The sequence below is a fragment of the Pasteuria penetrans genome, assembly GCF_900538055.1.
Taxonomy (GTDB): domain Bacteria; phylum Bacillota; class Bacilli; order Thermoactinomycetales; family Thermoactinomycetaceae; genus Pasteuria; species Pasteuria penetrans.
In genome coordinates, this window is the sequence record NZ_UZAC03000001.1 from 388,857 (window position 1) to 409,289 (window position 20,433).

Genomic DNA, 20,433 nt, shown 5'->3' on the forward strand with positions numbered 1-20,433 from the left:
ACACAAGAACCACGGAAGAAGAGAAACCCCCAAGGCACGAATCATCCTAATCGACATGGGAGAGTACTCCATCAACAACAGGTCCCCTGGTTCTTTATCGCCTGACCAATGATTGACTAGTGATCCCCGCTACCCATGTGGACATAATGAACCACAAGGGGAAACCCCCCAAGAATTACTGCATCATCCATAGGACCCACCATTTTCTCCACTACAAATCCAACCAAGTTGGAATGAACCAATCCCTTCACCCCCACTACAAAAATTTTGTAGACTACTACACAGATCAGAGCAACCCTGTGCACAAAACATCGTTGATCCCCCAGCTTTTTTACACCCGAAAACCAACCCAAATGCCTACACAACAGATTCCAAAAATTACGCAGAGGATCCGTGTGTCGTGTCGTGCTCTATGAGGGATGGGGGAGGGGCCCCCCGAAACCGGCAAGTGGTAAGCAGGTTTCAAACCACCCAGTGTTGCTGTTGTAAAGAGCAATGGTGGTGAGCGTTCTAGGAAAAGGCAGGACGAGAGAATCCTGTCAGGTGTGAATCAGGGAAATTAGTAAAGCGAACCATCGGAGGAAAGCATCGAAAGGCGCAGTTGATGTCGAAACAAGGGTATCGGATCCTATCCTTGGAACGAAGCCATGGAGGGCGAACCACCTACTGTCCTGACGGCATCCGGTACACAGATGGAATGAACCTGATGTAGGCCCTCATAGGGAACCACGAGAGACTGTCGCACGGGCACCTCTGGCCTTAGCCAGGCGTAAAGGGCTAAGGGTATACCGAGGCTTCCGTGAACAGAGTCGGATCAACTCATAGTAGTGAAGAAACCCTTGTAATGAGGGTGGAGCGAAGGGGTTGAATGGTCTGCCTGACCAGCCAACGTACAATCCGAAGCAAGGAGATGGTCGTGGGTTAGGCCCGGTGGGTCTAACCGGACGCACAATCTGCGATAAGGAGATGATCGCAAGTTGGATCAGGCAACATGGGATCGAAACCCGTATAGAACACAGCAGAGGAAGGTACAAAGAACGTGACACCAGACTGGTGTTTGAAATGGGGAAAATCCTATGGGATCATAAGAGCCGCATAATGCGAGAGTAGTACGTGTGGTTCTGTGAGAGGGTTGGCTGAGATGCCAGCCCTCCTCGACTAAACCGATGCCGCCCCCTACACCACATCCACCCGGACACAATAGATAAATAAATCATCCCCTGCGATTCCCAATCCAGGGAGGAAACCCACCATGCTCCTCTGAATTCTGACATGAACTGTTCTTTTCACTACCAACATACTCAAATACCGGCAAGAGCACTAGGTAATTTGAAAACCACCCGCCCCCAATGGACCCGCTCCTCATCCCCCCTGCACCTGGTTTTGACTTGCTTTTCCTTCGCCCCCCATGAGGTAACTAAACCTATAGACGATTCACCCCCAAATTCTAGAGGATCCCCTGCAATGGTCACAAAATTGAGTTTTGTTAAAAAACGGTTCTTCGAGCAATAAAGGATGTCAGCAGTGGGACCTGAAAATGCAATCATAATGTAACCCTATTATGCGATGAGTTCTTATCCATGGAATATCAAAGGGGGCATTGAAAGGAAACAAGGACGGCCTATCATCAAACAAAGAGGACGCAACAGTACCAGCACAACCATTTCAGGCAATCAGATATAATAACGCTATAGAAGCCAGGGATGTAACACCTGCGAACTGGCTTATCGAATCACGGGGGAAAAACGCCCCATCCCCCCATAGAAGACATATCTGTGGTTACTTCCCCCTACCTAACCCAACCAGGCAAGCACCTCTACAATCCATTCCCGTCCCATAAAAAGGAATGGACTGCAGAATTTCATCCCTTCAACATAATGAATCCACCCTATGGAAATCATTCCCATTGCTAGTCCCCACTACTACCCTCATAAGAACCATGAACATGCGGTATAGGTAATGTACGCCTACAATTACCAGACTATGAGTGATGTTATGAAAAAACCAGGAAAAAACCAATCGCTTACCAACCTAACATCCCCACCTGTATCTAGACATCCATCCTCCCCGTTCACTACCCCTACAAGGACACACATTAGCAAAATACCGCGAGAGCTGCATGAACACAGTTGTAAGGATAACACCCCTACCCGGGCATCTATCTCACATCCGTTCACAAAAAACGATCTGCAACATGAGAGAAGCAAGATGCAATTCCTGGGGGACAAATAACTCCTTCCCCCAGTTCCAACTCTTCCCTTTATCCATACGATGGCGTGGGAGAAAGAATTACAATACCAGGGGAGAAAACATCCACCCAAACAAAACGGGAAGGGGGGCAACGTAAGTTAGAACAAAAATGGGGGTGAAAATGATAAGTTATGTAGTTATTTTTTTTATAAAAATAAAAATATAGATAAAATCATTTCGCATTCCATACACGACGGGAGGAAAAACAATGACCCCCACCGGGGGTATTATATAGGAATTACTAAAAGTGTTTAGTCAATCCTTGTATGATAAAATAACTATAAAATATATTGTAAAAACGGTGATATTAATAATTTTCAACTCATTGAAAATTATTAATGAGGAAAATCGAAGGGTTACACTGTAAGAAATAAAGAAAGAATATCTTTTCTTGGATCGAGTGATTGTGTCGACAAGCAAATCAGAATGATAAGGGCATTTCCCAGGAGAATAGAAGTAACAGTAGTAGCAACAACGGATGAAAAGATATCGCTGATATGAGCCATAGGACCCACGAATTTAGACGAAATTAGGGTTTCTAAGCCTTTATTGATACCCGGGAATCCACCTCGGGACACGAGGCCCTAGTAGCAGAAAATGCCTACGACGTACAGGACCCGTTCGAATTGTGTAAGCAGCAACACAATTTGGGGTTGCTGTCTAGATGCAACAAGTGGGGGACTAAAACACCCAACTCCCTCGCCAGTCCCTCCGTAAGAAAATAATTTTTATATAATATAAAAAAGAAATAATTAAGAAACTAATGAAAAAATGTTCACCAGGACGCACTGTTTTGTAATTCTGAGGCATACAATGGGTCTAGAAGGAATAGGGACTCTATAGATATCTAGAATACGCTTTCTGTAACCATTCCTTATCAATTCCTGTATCATCCCCCTATCGCCCCTCAGGTAGCCCTTCCACCATAGCTAGCTGACCATATCCAATCCCGTACATAATATTGTAAACAATACAGTGGATCGTTCTCGATGGCCATTCATTATCTTCGAAAAAAAGTTCGAGGAGGATATGAATGAAAACAATAATTCATAATTAAATATATAAAAAATTATTTCAATAGAAGGCTAGAAGTCGAATTTGTGGTGGTTTAGGGGTCCTGGTGTAAAAATTATATAAATTTTTACATGATTATATAGTAAAATATATAATTTTCTTTATAAAACATTTAATCCACAGGAAACATTCGGGTTAATTTTATTTTTCTTTCTGCAGCAGCACCGTGTGTCAAAAAGTCGTCCAAAGGGACTCGGCTGAAATGCTGGGTGGGTCTACTCGACACTGAATCAAAACCGCCAGGGGGCCCTTGCACAAGTCCAGGTTGCATAGTCTTTTAATATGAGGAAATGAAACTGTTCGCACAAAATTTCCCTGCGGAATATGGGAGAACGAGTCTAGGTGAGGATGAAATAGTTTTCCAAAAAACTATACAGGAACTGCCCATTCAACAAACCATCTCAAAATATCCAATGGATAGAATTCTGGATTTAGAAAGATTCCCTCCAATGGTCCCAGTCCAGTTCCAAGCCAAGATTCCTGGAATGCATAATGAGGATAAGGAAAAAGGAAAATCATGAAATAAGAACCCGAGTTCTGTAGAAAACAAACGACAAATACAAAGATCATTGGAAATTTAAGCCCATCGTCTGTTACAATGTGTTTCAGTAACCAGTGGAGGCTATACCCTGATTACGACCCCAAAACGGGGGAATTTTTCTATACCAACACAAACACAAGGAGGAATTTGGGGTAACCATGGGCTTTTACACGAATCAGTCCCCCCGCAACAATCATCGACCACGGTTGATCCTCTACCTACTCATTTCCTCCCTCTCCGGTTCCCTTGTCACACTGATCTTATGGAATGGGATAACAGGAAGCAGCAAGGACCGAGTGCTATCCACCGTGGACTCAACTACCCCCTCACCGGTATCAGGAAAGACAGCCACCGGTGGGTCTATACCTCAGGCAATTCAAAAAGCCAAACCCTATGTAGTGGGAATTGTAAGAGATGGCCTTTCCATTGAACGGCTCCACCCCTTTAGCTCGATAGAGGGCGCCAAAAGATCAAAAAGCATTGGATCGGGTATCATCGTTCGACTGAAGGAAAATGGCGAAGCCATAATACTCACAAATCATCATGTGGTGGATGAAGCTCAGCATATTGCTGTATTCACCCTCAGCGGAAAAGGAGGAAGCATCAAAATACCCGCTAGCTTGGTGGGATCTGATGAAGACACGGATCTCGCTGTTATCAAAGTAAAATTCCCTAACATTGAGGGCCTAGGGTCGGCTACCTTCACTGACTCCGATTCCCTAGTAGAAGGAGAATCCGTAGTAGCTATCGGCATCCCCCTAGGGATCGGACAAGCATATTCCGCCGGAATCATCAGCCGTCTCCCCAGAGGAAGCAATGCCACCTCACTCCCCATTACTACGAACCTACAGGGCCAGGATTCACTCATCGACGACCTCATTCAAACAGATGCAGCCATCAATTCGGGGAACAGTGGGGGGCCACTGATCGATTCCAAAGGACAGGTCGTAGGAATCAATTCAATCAAATTATCATCCAATGGATCCATGGGAAGCATCGCAATAGAAGGAATCGGTTTTGCTATTCCCTCCAAATTAGTAAAAAAAGTCGCAGAGGATTTGATGCAATACGGTCGCTTTCGTAGGGGCCATTTGGGAGTTACGCTAGGATCTATTCCGGATATAAATTCCACCTATAATGTCCCCGACGGGATCCACCGGGGTTGTATCCTCACCGGGGTGTCCCCCGGACAAGCGGCTGAAAAACATGGTATGCATGAAGGAGACATAATAACCCATGTCCAAAAAGGGGAAGCCTCCAGAAAAGTCGACTTCCCACAGGATCTCAGGTCCTTTTTGAACCATCACGGTAGGGCAGGAGAGGAGATTACCATTCGGTACTACCCACAGGGAAAAACTGAATTGAAAAGCAAGAAAATCGTCCTGGGTGATGTCCCCCCACAAGAACCCAAAAAAATAAGGAGAGAACCATGGTAAAATACCCGGGGCGAATCCCTGTATGAGTCAACTTCTCTCCCACAAAAATACCACGGGGGATTGGGGAGTTCCAGATTCCATTTCCACACCATGTATGGAAACCTGCCCTTGCAAAGGGGCAGGTTTTGGCGTTGTGAAAAACACCCCCCTATGAGGGGGAAAATGAGGCCCCATACGACTAGGGAACTCAAAAATCCACAACGTAAAAAATACAAATACAATCATGTGTATATAAAAATATAAAATTAAAATAAATTATCCCTTATGGAATTCGATTTCTCCATTTTGGAGAACTGAACAGGGGAATAACCCCGGTCCTCCTGATGATTTGAACGGGATACAATCAATTAGAACAATGAATTTAACATTTTATGATAATAATTATATAAAATTGCATAGTGTATCTTCCGGAAGAAACCAAAAACGCAGGCACAAGGGTGCATCATCCTATCCTAAGGACGAAAATCCATAAAAAACCGGGTAAAATGATATACCTCGGATGACACGTATCCGTGCTATACCATACCCACACCAACCATTCAGAGGGGGAATGAGCCCATGCATATCCGCGTTCGATTTGCGCCCAGCCCCACGGGTCATCTACACATAGGGGGAGCACGTACCGCACTGTTCAATTACCTATTTGCCCGACAAAATCGGGGAACCATGATCCTACGTATAGAGGACACTGATACGGTACGCAACCAAGCAAAGGCACAGGAAACCCTTCTGTCTGGACTGCGATGGCTTGGCATAGAATGGGATGAGGGACCTGACGCAGGTGGTAACTACGGCCCCTACATATCCTCCCAACGATCCCACATACATCAAGAACAACTGCAAAGACTCCTACGTCAAAAAAATGCCTATCCCTGCTTCTGTAGCCCTAAACGGTTGGACGACCTCCGCGAACAGGCCAAGCAAGAGAACAAACCCTTTCAATACCCTGGAACTTGCCGTCTACTGACCAAACAGGAAATTGCGGATCGATTGGCCTCCGGTGAGAAACCTGCCTATCGATTCAGGGTCCCACACGGCGAAACCGTTGAAATCGTAGATTCCGTACGCGGTACGGTTTCCTTTTCTACCGATGACCTTGGTGATTTCTTGATTTACAAAGCCAACCAACAACCCCTCTTCAACTTTGCAGTCACTGTCGATGATATACTCATGAAAATCACACACGTCATTCGTGGTGAAGAACACCTACCCAACACTCCCTCGCAAATTCTCCTGTTCCACGCCCTAGGTCACACACCCCCCAAGTTTGCCCACCTGCCCCTGATCCTCAATATGGAGGGGAAAAAATTATCCAAGAGGGATGCCTCCATTGATCAGTTCATAGATTGTTATCAGGAACGGGGTTACCTACCTGAGGCCATCATTAACTTTATCTCCCTTCTCGGGTGGTCACCCGCCCCGGGAATTGAAGAGGAATTGTTTAGCCTCCCCGAATTGATCAAACAATTCTCCCTACAACGTGTCCATAAAGCAGGCGCCATTTTCGATCCGGGAAAATTACAATGGATGAATGGCCAATACATTCGTCGTTTATCAAGAAAACAACTCACAAAACTTGCCTTACCCTATCTACAAAAAGTCGGCTACATAGATGGGACAAAGGACAGGGGGAAATTGTCAGACATCATCTCCCTCTTTCAAACCTCCCTGCAGGAAATTGGTGAGATTGCTACGCACACAAAATTCATCTTTCAGCCAGAACAGGAAATAGACCCCGATGCAAAAACCATACTCACCGAACCTGAATCCCAAAGAGTAACAGAAGCCTTCCTTGAAAAAATACAATTCATAAATCCCATGTTCTCCGTGGAAGATATGCGTTCCCTACTCAAAGAGGTGCAAAAGTCAACGAACCTCCGCGGCAAAAAACTCTTCCTACCCGTCCGCGCCTGCTGCACAGGAAAAACACAAGGACCCGATTTGCCACATCTACTGCATTGCCTCGGACGAGAGGAGATTTTGTACCGTTCACGCCTCTACCTCAAGCAAGTCGGAATCCCACACTCCTTATAAACCAATCCCCCATCCATACCCAATCCCTCCCAAGAGATGGGCAGCTACGCAGTCAGAAGGAAAATAACGCGCTTCCGGAATCATACTAAGTAGTTTGCTTCTCAAAGGGGATGAGACGATATGTGCGGTATAGTAGGCTGGATTGATTTCCAACGTTCCCTCCTGGAACCAACATCCATAAATTTGCTGAAGGAAATGAATGAAACACAAATACACCGCGGTCCCGATGGGGAAGGATTTTTCTCCTCCGAACACCTCCTCCTAGGCCACCGTCGACTTACCATCATTGATCCGATAGGGGGCCAACAACCCCTCACACGCAGCTGGAAGGGAAGGGAATATACCCTTGTCTACAACGGAGAAATTTACAATACCCCCACACTACGAAGGCAGTTGGGGGCAGAGGGGTACCCCATCACTAGCCATTCTGATACGGAGATCGTTCTTTGGACCTATATCCATTCACCAGGAAACTTCTTGTCCCTATTGGAAGGAATGTTCGCCCTCGCCATCTGGGACCCCTCGGTACCAAGGCTTCTCTTAGCACGGGATCCATTGGGTATCAAACCCCTCTTCTGGGCACGCATCGGTACGGGATGGGGATTCGCCTCTGAAGTCAAAACCCTACTACAACATCCCCGTATCAAACCCTCTCTTGACTCTGTCCACCTCAACGAACTCTGGACCATGTGTCCTGGGCACACACCCGGCTGTGCTCCTTTTTCTACCCTCAAAGAGGTGAAACCCGGTCACAAGTTGTCCATTACACCCCATCAAACCACTGAAGAGCCATATTTTTTTTGGAGGGGCAACCCTCCCCACCCCGATGATATGGAGACAACGATACAATATGTAAACGATTGTCTCCATAAAATCGTCACAGAACAAATGGCGGCCGATGTACCTATAGGGGCCATGTTATCAGGAGGTATTGACTCCAGTTTTCTCTGTTCCATAGCTCACCCCTGGTATCAAAAAAATCAGGGAAGAGCTCTCCCTACCTATTCCATTGATGATGGTAAGTATGAAGTTCATTTCCAAGCAAGTCGCACCCAACCCGATACGGATACCCGATGGGTGGAAATTATGTCCCACTATCTAGGCACCCACCACCGTCGTATAAGCCCCTCTGCAGAAGAAATAATAGATAACCTATCCACCGCTGCCTATGCCCGGGACATGCCGGGAATGGCTGATATCGACACCTCCTTACTTCTTTTTTCCCGTGCAATGGGTCGGGAGGTAAGCGTGGTCCTCTCCGGGGAAGGGGCTGATGAAATCTTCGGCGGCTATCCATGGTTCCGGGAATCACAGGAGGCGTTATCCAGGGAAACAACGCCACACGTATTCCCCTGGATGCGTAACGCCTCAAAACGCATCTCCTTCCTACGACCTTCTTGGCATACCCGTCTTGATCCACTCTCCTATCTCCATGAACGCTACCATGAAGCCTGCGCAGAGGTACAATCCCCTGAAGGGGAATCCTCCCGCGAGAACCGATTACGAATCATTACGTACCTGACCTTAACCCGTTGGTTACCCGTTCTCCTGGAACGTAAGGACCGTATGACCATGGCTGCCAGCCTAGAGGCGCGTGTACCTTTCTGCGATGCCAAGCTAGTCTCCTACCTCTGGAATGTCCCCTGGTCCATGAAAAATTACAATGGCCTAACCAAAGGCCTATTGCGCCATATTTGCCGGGGACTCTTACCAGACTCCATCCGTTTACGCCCTAAAAATCCCTATCCACGTACCCATAATCCTGTTTATTTCCAAGCCATGCAGAAAAAAATAGCAAGCCTACTGAATGACACCACGAGCCCCTTACATGAATTCCTGGATCCTACCACAGTCCAACCCCTGCTACAACCCGGGGCATCCCCCCAATTCGCATGGTTTGGACAAATCATGCAGGCACCCTCTTTGCTGGCACATTGGTTGCAGTTGGATACCTGGTGGAAAAGATATGGTGTTACGATACAGTAGTTTCCCAAGGACCCATTACAAGCAAGAACATGGAGATCTTGGCCCTGCATGAACCGGGGACTTGGGTTATTGTAAAAGAATCCCCACCCAATCTAGAGTCCACTTTTCAAAAAGCTGCCATCCCCTGCATAACTCATTCGACATCCCAACAACACGTCGAACTAGGGGGAAAACCACCTTCCACTTGCCGTCCCCTAGAAGACCCGCACCTCCATTGGTATGTTGTTTTAAAAAATTCATTTTTTATTTACAAACCAAACCAGGGGTGGTAAAATGAGCGAATGTTCCGTCTGGCATATGGAACTCCTACACCATCCTGAAATCCCCGCGTATGGAAAACCCCCTTTCCTACGGGTGAGAGCAAGTCGGTCCCCGATCCATTGAACATAAATCAACAAAAATTTTCTGTTTAATTATAATAAAATATCACATGAAGTTCCCAATCCTTTTTCCTTGGGGGACATCTTTCTCCGGAATGTTAGGATGAATGGATACGATCCAGGAGGATGGCGCATTATGACCACCGGTCGACGTATGAAAATACAATCCATTGGCGCATTTGCTTGTTCATTGTTGATGGTGACGGCCATGTTGGGCATAGGACAACAAACAACCGTGGGGGAAACTACAGATGTGACCAAGCGAAACGAAGAGGCCACGGAGGAAACAATCCCGGGACAGTCCAAGCGTAATAGGGATGGATTTACCCGATAGATTGGGAACAAGGGCGATAGGATTGTACAAGGGGATGGATACACCGGAATGATTGTAAAGCAATGGATACGGTTCCCAGGAGCCCATGCTCACACGGATCTCTAGGGGACGTTTGGGATCATATAAACCCCCTGATCCTGGCCCCCGGGGGCAGATTTGGGATTCGGTGACGTGAGGACAATCTTGATGTATAAACCCGGTGGATCCAGTATGTATCATTGGAGAATCGTCCCCCCACCTCTACCCTAAACAGCAAAAAATCCCCCAGGGACCATTTTTATTGGGCTCCCCATGTGAATTGTGGCTAGGTCACCCACCCCCTGTGCTTTTCGTTGTCCTTAAGAACACCCTATTTCAAACTCAAAACCCCAGGATAGGATATCTGCAACATACCCACAAATCCTAGAAGGGGGTCGTAATCCCATTGATTAGCCATAGGATGCTGACAGATGTAAAACAGCATACGTGTAGAGAATGGCGGTCCCTCAGGGAGGATTTGCCATATCTCCTTCAATGGAACGTATGGCCCGGTATCCTACTCCGTATATGTACTATTTTTCTAGGATGCCTGGCCATATCCATTGCTGTCAATTTTTTTGTTGTTCCCGCTAGGCTAGCCGACGGTGGTTTTACAGGGATTGCCCTGATTATCAATTACATGTACGGCATAGATCTGAATGACATGGTAGTTTGGTTGAATATACCCCTGGTACTTATGGGTATTCCCCTCTTGGGGTATCGGCTCATTATCAATACGATACTGGGTGTTAGCATGCTTCCCCCCGCACTGGTCCTTACCAACCCTTTGCAACAAATTGCCAAGGATTGGCACATTCAGACTGATCCCTGGATCTCCGTTCTGGTGGGTGGTATCCTGATGGGTCTGGGTTTAGGCTTGGTTCTGCGCGTGAATGCCAACACAGGTGGATCCGATCTGGTGGCCCTGATTGTGAAGCATTGTGCAGGCATCCCATTGAATTACACTCTTCTATTTTTTGATATCTCCGTTCTTCTCTGTGCCTGGCCCGCTGTAGGTAGCATTGGCGTTATGTATACTTTACCCTATATGTTCGCTTACACCTCTGTAGTCAAGATAATATTAGAGAATTTTGGACCAGCATACACTATAATGATCATTTCACCCCGAATCCCATTGATTATACATAAAATTCAAGATAGAAACCTCAACATTGATTATACTGTATTGAAAGGAAAAAATTCCCAAGACAATAGGGAATGTGATGTCATCTACACTGTAGTTTCTGCCAAGGAATTAGGGACTCTTCGAAACCTCGTTGAGGAAATTGACCCTTTCGCCCTTATAACCGTCCAACGCTGTAAGAAATATATACAAAGTTTTCGAAGTAAAATATCCCATCACATAGGGAACCATTGGAGAGTTTCCTAGTAAGATCCATATTTGTATGATCCTGTAGCCAAAACTATCTTCACGATCCCTAGGTTTAGATACAGGAAGGGGTCGGGGCAGGGCCCCCGGAGGGACCCTTTTTTGTCCCCCTTGCGGAAAAAAGTATCAAACTTATTTATAGTGTTTTTGTAAACTGAATTATATGTTGGGATGTTTATATTGATAATAATTATAAAATAAGCATTCTTGAGTATTTCCTGCGTAAGTACTTTGGGGTTGAAAAGTACCCCTTCTTGAAAGGGTGCATCTGAAAATTTAGTGCGGTTGGTTATTCTTTGTTGAATCCCAGAAATCGCTGAAGGGTTGTAGGAGCTGGTTCCTATCCCGTACCTTTTATGCACACCAAAGAAACCAACATAAAGTAAAATTCTTTTTTATTGAAATTGTATTTTATATTATGTAGTTATAGGTGGTCTTATTCTCCTATTCCTGATCTCCTTTTGAAGATAGCAGACGACTTGGGATCAATGATAAGCCGATCCTTTTGCCATCATGGCCCCGTGTGCCACCCCCATCGTACCGCGCACCTTCATCTTGGCGGCCTAAAAACAATTTTTGCAGGAGATAAATCATCCCTCACGGTTCATCCCGACGGGTACCCACCTCGGTTTTGACATGGTCTAGGCCTTTCGATGCGTCTTGGAACGGTTTTCTTTCGCTGATCTCCCCGATTCCCCACCGGACAGAGTTATGCCCTGCCTTTTCCTAGAGCGCTCACAACCGGGACATTTTACCCCAGCAGCACAAGGCAGTTTGTAACCTGCTACCTATTCAGCCGGTTACGAAGGGCGGGTCTCCGCACTTTAATGGTTACGGAACCAGAGGAGGACCTAGGGCCGGTCCTATTTTTTTTATGGTTCATAATAAAAAAGACAACGGAAAGAATTGAATCAGCATACCCATACCGCAATGATTTTGCTCAGTATAAATGAATTTAAAATTGAATATGTTCTATTCCGAATATGGATCTGGAGGCAGGGGTCTCCGCTGTTCATAGCGGGTGGATGAATAGAGGCTTTAGGGTATGAAATTATTGCATGAATCAGGCAGGCAATATTATGGAGTAGCATATGGAGCAGCATTTGACATGGTCTAGGCCTTTCGATGCGTCTTGGAACGGTTTTCTTTCGCTGATCTCCCCGATTCCCCACCGGACAGAGTTATGCCCTGCCTTTTCCTAGAGCGCTCACAACCGGGACATTTTACCCTAGCAGCACGAGGCAGTTTGTAACCTGCTACCTATTCAGCCGGTTACGAAGGGCCGAAAACAACCTCCATTTCCTAAACGACTTCTTGACACACATACCACACGCGCTGATTTCAGGAGGCTCCTCCCCCATAGAGCATGACACGACGCAAAGATCCCCTCCCGAATTCCCGTCACAAAAAATAATCCCACACACGGTGGGGTGTTCCCGGGAATACAAAGACGTTATTACATGATTAATTTATATTTTTTTATATTTTTACTAACGCTCGGATTAGATTGACAGGGAAGGCATTCCCGCAAAAAATGCACGGTCTCAATAATCACCATCCGTAATTCCTATCCAAGACAAATAAGAGTATAGAGACGATGAGTACCACCCAAAGAATGCATTTCCATAATGAAAATTTATAATCTACATATATTTTACCAAAACTACCATAAACATCAGACCATAAGAACTTTGAAACATCCCTATAATAGGGGGAACGTTGTCCTAAACAAATATGAAACCATGAAGGAAGAATGGTGGATGAATACAAAATCGTAAGAATAACAAAAGATAAGGTTTGAAGTCGATCGGACCACCTATCGCCAAAAAGATAGGATATATACAAAGGAATCATATACAGTAAGAAGAACTGTAGTGTTTTTATCGATACAAATTTCCTATTTACGGAATCAGACCTAGCACGCAGATTGATCTCCCTGGAAACCTGCCACTGCAGCAATACACACCAAACCACAATTCCCAAAGTCGATATCCCTATGGACCAAGGTGATTTCCCCATCCACAAAAACAGAGAAATTGATACCAACATCCATAAAGGACCTAGAAAGAGAGGGAGATACCAAAGAAACCTAGGAAAACCTCGCATTTCATATAGAGAAGCGCACCCTCTATGATAAGAATAGACCCTCGTAAATTTATTATATACGTCGTCAAAATAATCCCAGAAGCCACCTTCCTCATAATTGTATATCTGTAGTACATGGAACAAATAGTAGGAAAAACCAAAAGCAAACCCTAGTGTAAAATCCGATCCATAAAAATAAAAATGGGCGTGATAGAGCATGGTCACATGAAAAAGAAGTCCTATTACATAGAATGTGATAATATTTATATTTTTTTTGTTCGTCAACCGTGAACGAGTAGAGGTTTTCATGGAAATAAATCCCCCTATGTATCTGTGGACTATTCCGTCCTATCCCGGTCATGAGGGGCCAAGATATATAATTCTGCCATTCGAAATCAACCGAACTTACCCCTACTAATCATCATCCTAGATGGGTCTATGGCTTACTACGCACAGATTGGGAAGAATCGATCTGAAATCCTATTATATCAATACGGTCGATTGAAATCCAAAATGTTCCTTGCATTAGGAAATTTCGGATCTTGTCCCTATATCGGACCTGGGGGTTTTCAATCCCGGGAGTGGGGGTTGAAACATTGTTCGATAAGAGGAATCGGGTTTTAGAGGATTCAGGATCCCGGGATGAACCTACACGTACTGGTCATGGATGATGATTCATCCGTAAGGGGCAGAGGTATTTCTCTACCCCATCTTTTGCCCATCAACCGCTTCCCTCTACGTACCGACATTTCTACTACACACCCAGTACACCAAATACAATAAAAAACCTAACAACATGATGATCAAAATAGAGTCCATGGACCGACCCACCATAAATATTTTTTTCCTTTCGGAGGGAGAGATAGCAGAGTAAGGGGATGATTGATCAGACCTCCCATCTCCCTCTGTTTCCCGTAACGGATTCCTAAGAACATCTCTCTTTCCACGCTGTCCCAGGCAGAGAAACAGCCAGAGAGAGGAAAAACACGATTGGGTGATAGGGAAAACCACAGTGGAAATCGTCTGTAGAAATTCTGGCCAGCTGTCTTCATAGGTGTGTGGGACATACCAAACGATCGCATACCAGATAAATATTATTATTATTATTTTATTAATAAATTTTATATGAATAGGCCCCGCTTCATAACACCATCGACATTCTCGTCTCACTTGTAGTTTAAAGAAAATACACCATCCCAAAAGTCCCATCACTACTATCCAGAAAGAGATCTCCTGTGAGTTCATGGAAAAAGATATGAATAAAGATGCCACCATCCATAAGGGACCAATCCAATAGAGGACATACCATCGGAATTTTGAGAAACCCTGCATTTGATATAAATAGAGACATTTCTTCCTGTACATATGCACCGACAAAAGCTCATTGAAAAGAATAAAGCACTGATCTTTCCTTTTTCTAGCAGAAGGAAGAGAAAAAATCCAAAAATAAATAATAGAATTAATCATTATAAAGAAAATTAGACCAGTAGACAATTTATGACTATAAATGGTCAATATCATCATAAAATTGAACAAAATACCAGTAATAACAAAAAAGAGGAAAATAATCCATCTTGGCCTGGTGATTTTGATACTTTCCAACGATCTATTCATGATTTTCCAAGTTAACCTCCAATAGATAATAACTATAAATATCTAGACCATTCATTGCATAACTAGAAATTTTTATCCTTCATTAATTATCATTACAAGCCTGGGCCCGTGTGTCGTGTCGTGCTCTATGAGGGATGGGGGAGGGCCCCCGAAATCGGCAGGTGATAGGTGTCCTAGGAAAAGGCAGGACGAAAGATTCCTGTCCGGTATGAATCAGGGAGATTAGTAAAGCGAACCAGGGCAGGAAAGTATCGAAAGACTCGGTCGATGTTGAAACAAGGGTCCTATCCTTGGAACAAGGCTATGGAGGGCGAACTACCTACTGTCCTGGCGACATCCGATACACAGATGGAATGAACCTGATTTAGTTAGGCCCCCATAAAGGGGGGAACCACGAGAGACTGTCCGCCCCTTACACCAGCCCTAAGCCAGGTGTAAGGGGCTAAGAGGCTCCCGTGAACAGAGTCGGATCAACTCATAGTAGTGAAGAAACCCTGGTAATGAGGGTGGAGCGAAGGGGTTGAATGGTTCGCCTGGACTTAGCCGACATACAATCCAAAGCAAAGAAATGATCGTGGGTTAAACCCGACAATGGGTCTAACGGGACGCACAATCTAAGATAACGATAAACTTAACGTAATTTAATGAGAATATGACCAGAAGTAAAAAAATATATATATTATCAGTAAAGATTACTCTAGAAGGAATCACACATCTCCATGCAAACTCAGCAAACCCATTTTCCTATTTTATTACCTACTATGCCGAGCACTGCACCACAACCCCCAACACCCATCATTCTCATCACTTTATGGGGCACCCTGGTTACGGGATGTAAGTCGCATATAAGAGCGCCTATCACGGCACCCGACCCTGCAAAGGCATCATCACAATCCATATCCCAAAAACGTTTCGATCGTACCGTGATCCCCTTTTCAGCATGGGAAGACATGGCGTAGAGGCCATCCATACCATTTTTATCGCTGTGTTTGATAACAGCTGTAGGAGGAATTGATTCGTCAGCTAAGGAAATCAAAACACCTGTTTTCTGTCCACTTTCTTTATCAACAATAATATGACCTATAAAATAGGCAGATAAGGGGAAGTCCCTCAAAAAATTCCTTACTTCTTCCCTTACCCCCTCCCTTACTTCTATGGGGGAATCCGTTGTTGAAACAAGTTTCATCAACCGAGCACCTTTGATATGAACCTCCATACCTTTATTGCGTAATCTCTCCGATAATTTTTCCTCTAGTTTAAGGGGTTGTCTCATATGTTCCCTTATGGAGTCGGATAAATCCCGAGGAAGCTCCTGATTCGTTATTTCCTTTATTTCTAATCCCAAATCAGACAAGTTTAAGTTGTAGATTTGGTTTTCCGATGACGATGCAAGGCAATCCTTCCCCGAGGATACTTGATTCGATTTGGCTATTGAGGTCATAGGAATGCTAAATAAAGGGGCAACTAAAAACAAAACAATAGCACGCTTTTTCATAGGGTAAGTTTTCAAAGAAAACATCTCCAATATATTTTATAGTTACCAATCATTCAAATATATTCCCCATTAGCCGATTTAATCCTCGGTTTTTGGTCCACCATAATCCAATATTTCAACATTTGCCCTGTGGGGGAATGGAGCAGGATCAATCCCTATTTTTTATATAGTAACCCCCACATTCATGATTCAGTGAACTGAATAAACAAACCAATTATGGAGGGAAAGTAGGCATCACCTATCCTTACAATTCAGAGCAGAAAAAAAACGCCCAAGGACACTTTGGATCCGAAGCTTAGCCAAGAGCCAAGAGCCAAGACACACAGCGGAATTTTTTCCATTGAACGATAAAACATCATCCCCATTTGCAATCCCCACCGAATTTTTCCGTTACCACGGTTGCATCTGAGATAAACTCAACCCAATGTGCACCTTATCATATACCCATTAGCTATAAACACTAATGTGATCCCCCTCTTGACCCTATATTCTTAATAATTATTTTGAGTAATGAACCCCACAGGCAGAACTGGAACATACTGGTATTAATATTTCGAATAATTAAAATTTTACAACAATATTTTTTTAAAGAAATTCTTTCAAATTCGGAAACCTGGGGGGATTCAGTCCCGGGAGTAGGGGTTGAACCATTGCTCGATAAATCGAATGTATCGCGACAGGATTCTATGTGTCGTGTTGTGCCCTATGAGGGATGGGGGCCCCGAAATTGGCAGGGTGATATGCAGATTTCAAAACCGCCCAGTACTGCTGTTGTAAAAAGCAATGGACGACTATTGAGTACGGTGCTGTGAGTGGGTTGGCTGAAATACCGGCCCTGCTCGACATAAATCCATATTGCATACACAAATAAACAATAAATACATATAAAATATAGTTATGTAATAAAATATTATATAAACTTTATTTAAATAAAAATGTATAACCCTCCCGTCGTTGAACGCCCCCCAATATCAGATCAGTCCTGACTGGGGGAAAATCCTACGGGACCATAAGAGTCACATAATACGAGAGTGGTACATGTGGTTCTATGGGAGGGTTGGCTGAGATGCCAGGCCCCACTTGACATGATAGATCCAGAAAATGCCGGTCCTTAGGAAGTCCTACTCGACTACAAGCAACAACCAGTCTGGCGGAGAGGGTGGGATTCGAACCCACGGTACGGGGAAAACCCGCACAACGGTTTTCGAGACCGTCACCTTCAACCACTCGGACACCTCTCCACGGAAGTTCATTGTATGTAAAATACCAATCACTTGTCAAGATGGAATCCATCTGCCCGCTGCAGGAAAACTCCCTCATCCCCGTCCATTCCAACTACATCCCCAGATTCCATGTGGACACAAACAACAGCCAACGATCCCAATCACATCATTTTTATCCTCTGATATCCCAAATAGACATGGATCAGAGGGAAGAGGGAACCATCGCAAAACACCTATTGGGATTTGATCCTACCACAAAAAAATCCCTTTCCATCCTTCCCCCTACCCCTGTATAATAGCACCAAATGGGCATTCTACAATTACTCCGTCGCAAAATTACCGTCCCACACTGGACCATCCTTTACAGGGGCCTCTGCTGCCTGGGGGGTATCCTCTCCCTGTGGGTGATTTTTTCCACCCCCACATCCACTCCCCCCCCTGTCCCAATTCTCCCGTCCAAGGGTCTTTCCTCCTGCATCCGAAGAGACATCGTTTTACTGCATGGGTTAGCCAACCAGCATCCCTTTGGGGAGTTTTTTTTGCAAAGTTTACAAAAATACCTATGCAAACAGAACCGACTCATCCTCGTTCGACTAGATGGATCGCTTCCCCGCGAAATACACCCTCTCCCCGATAGGGAAACCATAAACCAGCGAATTGAAATAGGAAATTACTTCTCCTGGAATGCCGGTACCCAATCCATTGCAAGACAAACGAACATCTTGCAAAAAAATCTAGCCGATCTCCATCAGACAGGGCAATTGCTTTATCCCTACCATCTGATCACCCATAGCCTGGGGGGCATCGTAGCTCTATCCCATATCCAGCAACAACCCAATGTTGTTGAAAAATTCATATCCATTGGCGCACCTTATCGGGGTAGTGCCCTCTTCAGGCCCTTCGCCTGGGCCGCCTCTATGGTGGGGGGGAAAGAAGTTACGGACGAGGTAGCCGAGTTTTTTGAAAAGGGCGGTCGACTTTCCATCCCTACGAAAAACTTTGCCCCTGGGGGCGGTGCCTATACACTTGCTGGTGACATCTTCACCCTACCCCACGGACGGTATGGCGAACTCCTTTCTGGATGGTTCTACCTAACCATGCTCCACGGTCGCCCCAGTGATGGGGTTTTATTCCCGGAGGAAACACAGATAGAAGGTGCTAAGCATCTAGGAACCCTTCCCTTCACAGATCATTATTCCCTCATCCAGGATCCCCTGGTGGCTTACATCATAGCTACCACACTACTGCAGAATTAGGAAAAAACCGCCCAAGGATATTCCGGGTCCGAAGTTTGGCCAAGATCCCAAAAGTATACGTTTTATATTTAATATGATAAATGTATTTTATATAGTAATCCATAGAGGAAGCACCCCGAATGGGAGAAAATCCCCCTAAAACCCTGTTCAGAAATTCAGGGTCTCCGGATTTCAATGGGTAGGGGGGGGCTAATCTTTAAATATTTTTTTATGTAATTTTTGTTATTTGATACGCATATATAACATAGCCTAACGGTTGCCTTCCCCATTGTGAAATACATTCTGTATTTCATTTTTAAATATATTTATTCTAAACTAAGATGTGATATCTCAAGCAAATCCCCTACAAAAACATGGGACTAAACCCTTATTTTACAAATATATTCATAAAAAAATTTTATATATGACATAAACACGCACCAAGGGAAGTTTATGAAGAAAATTTATTTAGTAAAATATTTTATTGTTTTTCCTCCACCGTTGCGGTTCCAGTTTTGACTCCTGAATCCATGAGTCGCATTTGGGGTGAAGAAAGGTTCGGAAGCTACCAAAACCTATTTTGACGAACTTTTGCCCTTTTTCTAGGGATTTTTTACAGGAACACTGGGTTTCGGGTGAGGGTTTTTCGACCACTGATCTGAGTACAGATCGGATGGTTCTCATATCCTCATATTCGGATTCTATTTCCTCTAGGCTTATCAGTTCCACTTCATTGGCTAGAGGGGGGCGCGGTACATTAGGATCCATCTTCTTATCTTCTTTGGTGATCACGGGTGCCCCTCCTACAGAAACATTTAGCATATCCATAGTAGGGGTATTCTCATAAAAATTTCAACGTGGTGTCTACACACTATTCATTTTTCCCGAAAAGTACAACGAAAACTCCAGATCCATATTCAGAATGGAACATATCCAATTTTAAATTCATTTATACTGAGCAAAACATTGCAGTATGGGTATGCTGATTCAATTCTTTCCATTGTCTTTTTTATTATGAACCATAAAAAAATAGGACCATCCTAGGTCCTCCTGGTTCCGTAACCATTAAAGTACGGAGACCCTATGACAGCTACCTATCCTGTAAATCGGGGGATGTAGTGAATGCAGTTCAAACGGTTCTAGATCAATATAATGTAAATGGATCGAGCAATATGATACCAAATCTCTGAAGAGGGGGGTAAGGATCCTGAACACCACGGATGAGTCCTATTCAATGGCGAAACATACAGAACAAATTGGGACACCCGGAGTACTAAAGAAAAGAGGAATCATCGTACGGCTGTGGAGGGCGGTTGTTTTTCTATAAAAAATTATTTC

Annotated in this window: 12 protein-coding genes and 1 tRNA gene; 7 read left to right on the forward strand and 6 right to left on the reverse strand. The window is 44.5% G+C overall.

Translation table 11 applies throughout. The features are described 5' to 3' along the window. Window positions 1-116: 116 nt before the first annotated feature. On the reverse strand, window positions 117-305 hold the full coding sequence (locus tag PPRES148_RS01620; RefSeq protein WP_149452928.1) for a hypothetical protein: 189 nt from the start codon (window positions 303-305) through the stop codon (window positions 117-119). A gap of 559 nt (window positions 306-864) precedes the next feature. Here PPRES148_RS01620 and PPRES148_RS01625 point away from each other — a divergent pair. The 6 genes from PPRES148_RS01625 (at window position 865) to PPRES148_RS01650 (ending at window position 11,443) form a co-directional block, all read left to right on the forward strand. Further along, window positions 865-1,110 carry a hypothetical protein gene (locus tag PPRES148_RS01625; protein ID WP_149452929.1) on the forward strand — a complete coding sequence of 82 codons (246 nt, stop codon included), beginning with the start codon at window positions 865-867 and terminating at the stop codon, window positions 1,108-1,110. A gap of 2,913 nt (window positions 1,111-4,023) precedes the next feature. Next, complete coding sequence (locus tag PPRES148_RS01630) at window positions 4,024-5,301, forward strand: S1C family serine protease (RefSeq protein ID WP_149452930.1); 1,278 nt, start codon at window positions 4,024-4,026, stop codon at window positions 5,299-5,301. A 558-nt stretch (window positions 5,302-5,859) separates the two neighbouring features. Then, window positions 5,860-7,335: a glutamate--tRNA ligase gene (gltX, locus tag PPRES148_RS01635; protein WP_149452931.1), complete on the forward strand. Its 1,476-nt coding sequence runs from the start codon at window positions 5,860-5,862 to the stop codon at window positions 7,333-7,335. A gap of 120 nt (window positions 7,336-7,455) precedes the next feature. Beyond that, window positions 7,456-9,321, forward strand: coding sequence for an asparagine synthase (glutamine-hydrolyzing) (gene asnB / locus PPRES148_RS01640; RefSeq protein WP_149452932.1), 1,866 nt, complete (start codon window positions 7,456-7,458; stop codon window positions 9,319-9,321). A gap of 516 nt (window positions 9,322-9,837) precedes the next feature. Further along, window positions 9,838-10,035 (forward strand): hypothetical protein, encoded by a 198-nt coding sequence (locus PPRES148_RS01645; protein ID WP_149452933.1) that lies wholly within the window; start codon window positions 9,838-9,840, stop codon window positions 10,033-10,035. A gap of 424 nt (window positions 10,036-10,459) precedes the next feature. Further along, window positions 10,460-11,443, forward strand: coding sequence for a YitT family protein (locus tag PPRES148_RS01650; protein ID WP_149452934.1), 984 nt, complete (start codon window positions 10,460-10,462; stop codon window positions 11,441-11,443). Between the two features lie 444 nt (window positions 11,444-11,887). Here PPRES148_RS01650 and PPRES148_RS10430 read toward each other — a convergent pair whose 3' ends face one another. The 4 genes from PPRES148_RS10430 to PPRES148_RS01660 form a co-directional block, all read right to left on the reverse strand. Continuing rightward, a complete protein-coding gene (locus tag PPRES148_RS10430; RefSeq protein WP_187820357.1) occupies window positions 11,888-12,037 on the reverse strand; it encodes a hypothetical protein in 150 nt (49 codons plus the stop codon). 670 nt (window positions 12,038-12,707) lie between these two features. Then, window positions 12,708-12,848: a hypothetical protein gene (locus tag PPRES148_RS10435; protein WP_187820358.1), complete on the reverse strand. Its 141-nt coding sequence runs from the start codon at window positions 12,846-12,848 to the stop codon at window positions 12,708-12,710. Between the two features lie 3,021 nt (window positions 12,849-15,869). After that, complete coding sequence (locus PPRES148_RS01655; RefSeq protein ID WP_149452935.1) at window positions 15,870-16,652, reverse strand: hypothetical protein; 783 nt, start codon at window positions 16,650-16,652, stop codon at window positions 15,870-15,872. Window positions 16,653-17,785: 1,133 nt separating this feature from the next. After that, a tRNA-Ser gene (locus PPRES148_RS01660) sits at window positions 17,786-17,878 on the reverse strand. A gap of 386 nt (window positions 17,879-18,264) precedes the next feature. Between PPRES148_RS01660 and PPRES148_RS01665 the strand changes: the two genes are divergently transcribed. Continuing rightward, entirely contained in the window at window positions 18,265-19,116 is an 852-nt protein-coding gene (locus PPRES148_RS01665; protein ID WP_149452936.1) for an alpha/beta hydrolase family protein, read from the forward strand. A gap of 447 nt (window positions 19,117-19,563) precedes the next feature. Here the strand turns inward: PPRES148_RS01665 and PPRES148_RS01670 are convergent, their stop codons facing one another. Beyond that, the gene (locus PPRES148_RS01670; RefSeq protein WP_149452937.1) at window positions 19,564-19,887 is read right to left on the reverse strand and encodes a hypothetical protein; all 324 of its coding nucleotides are present in this window, start codon (window positions 19,885-19,887) and stop codon (window positions 19,564-19,566) included. Between the last annotated feature and the right edge of the window lie 546 nt (window positions 19,888-20,433).

Bases quoted from the DNA above. Each gene is read 5' to 3' on its own strand.
- PPRES148_RS01630 (WP_149452930.1), top strand. From the start codon at position 4,024: ATGGGCTTTTACACGAATCAGTCCCCCCGCAACAATCATCGACCACGG.
- gltX (WP_149452931.1), top strand. From the start codon at position 5,860: ATGCATATCCGCGTTCGATTTGCGCCCAGCCCCACGGGTCATCTACAC.
- asnB (WP_149452932.1), top strand. From the start codon at position 7,456: ATGTGCGGTATAGTAGGCTGGATTGATTTCCAACGTTCCCTCCTGGAA.
- PPRES148_RS01645 (WP_149452933.1), top strand. From the start codon at position 9,838: ATGACCACCGGTCGACGTATGAAAATACAATCCATTGGCGCATTTGCT.
- PPRES148_RS10430 (WP_187820357.1), bottom strand. From the start codon at position 12,037: ATGATTTATCTCCTGCAAAAATTGTTTTTAGGCCGCCAAGATGAAGGT.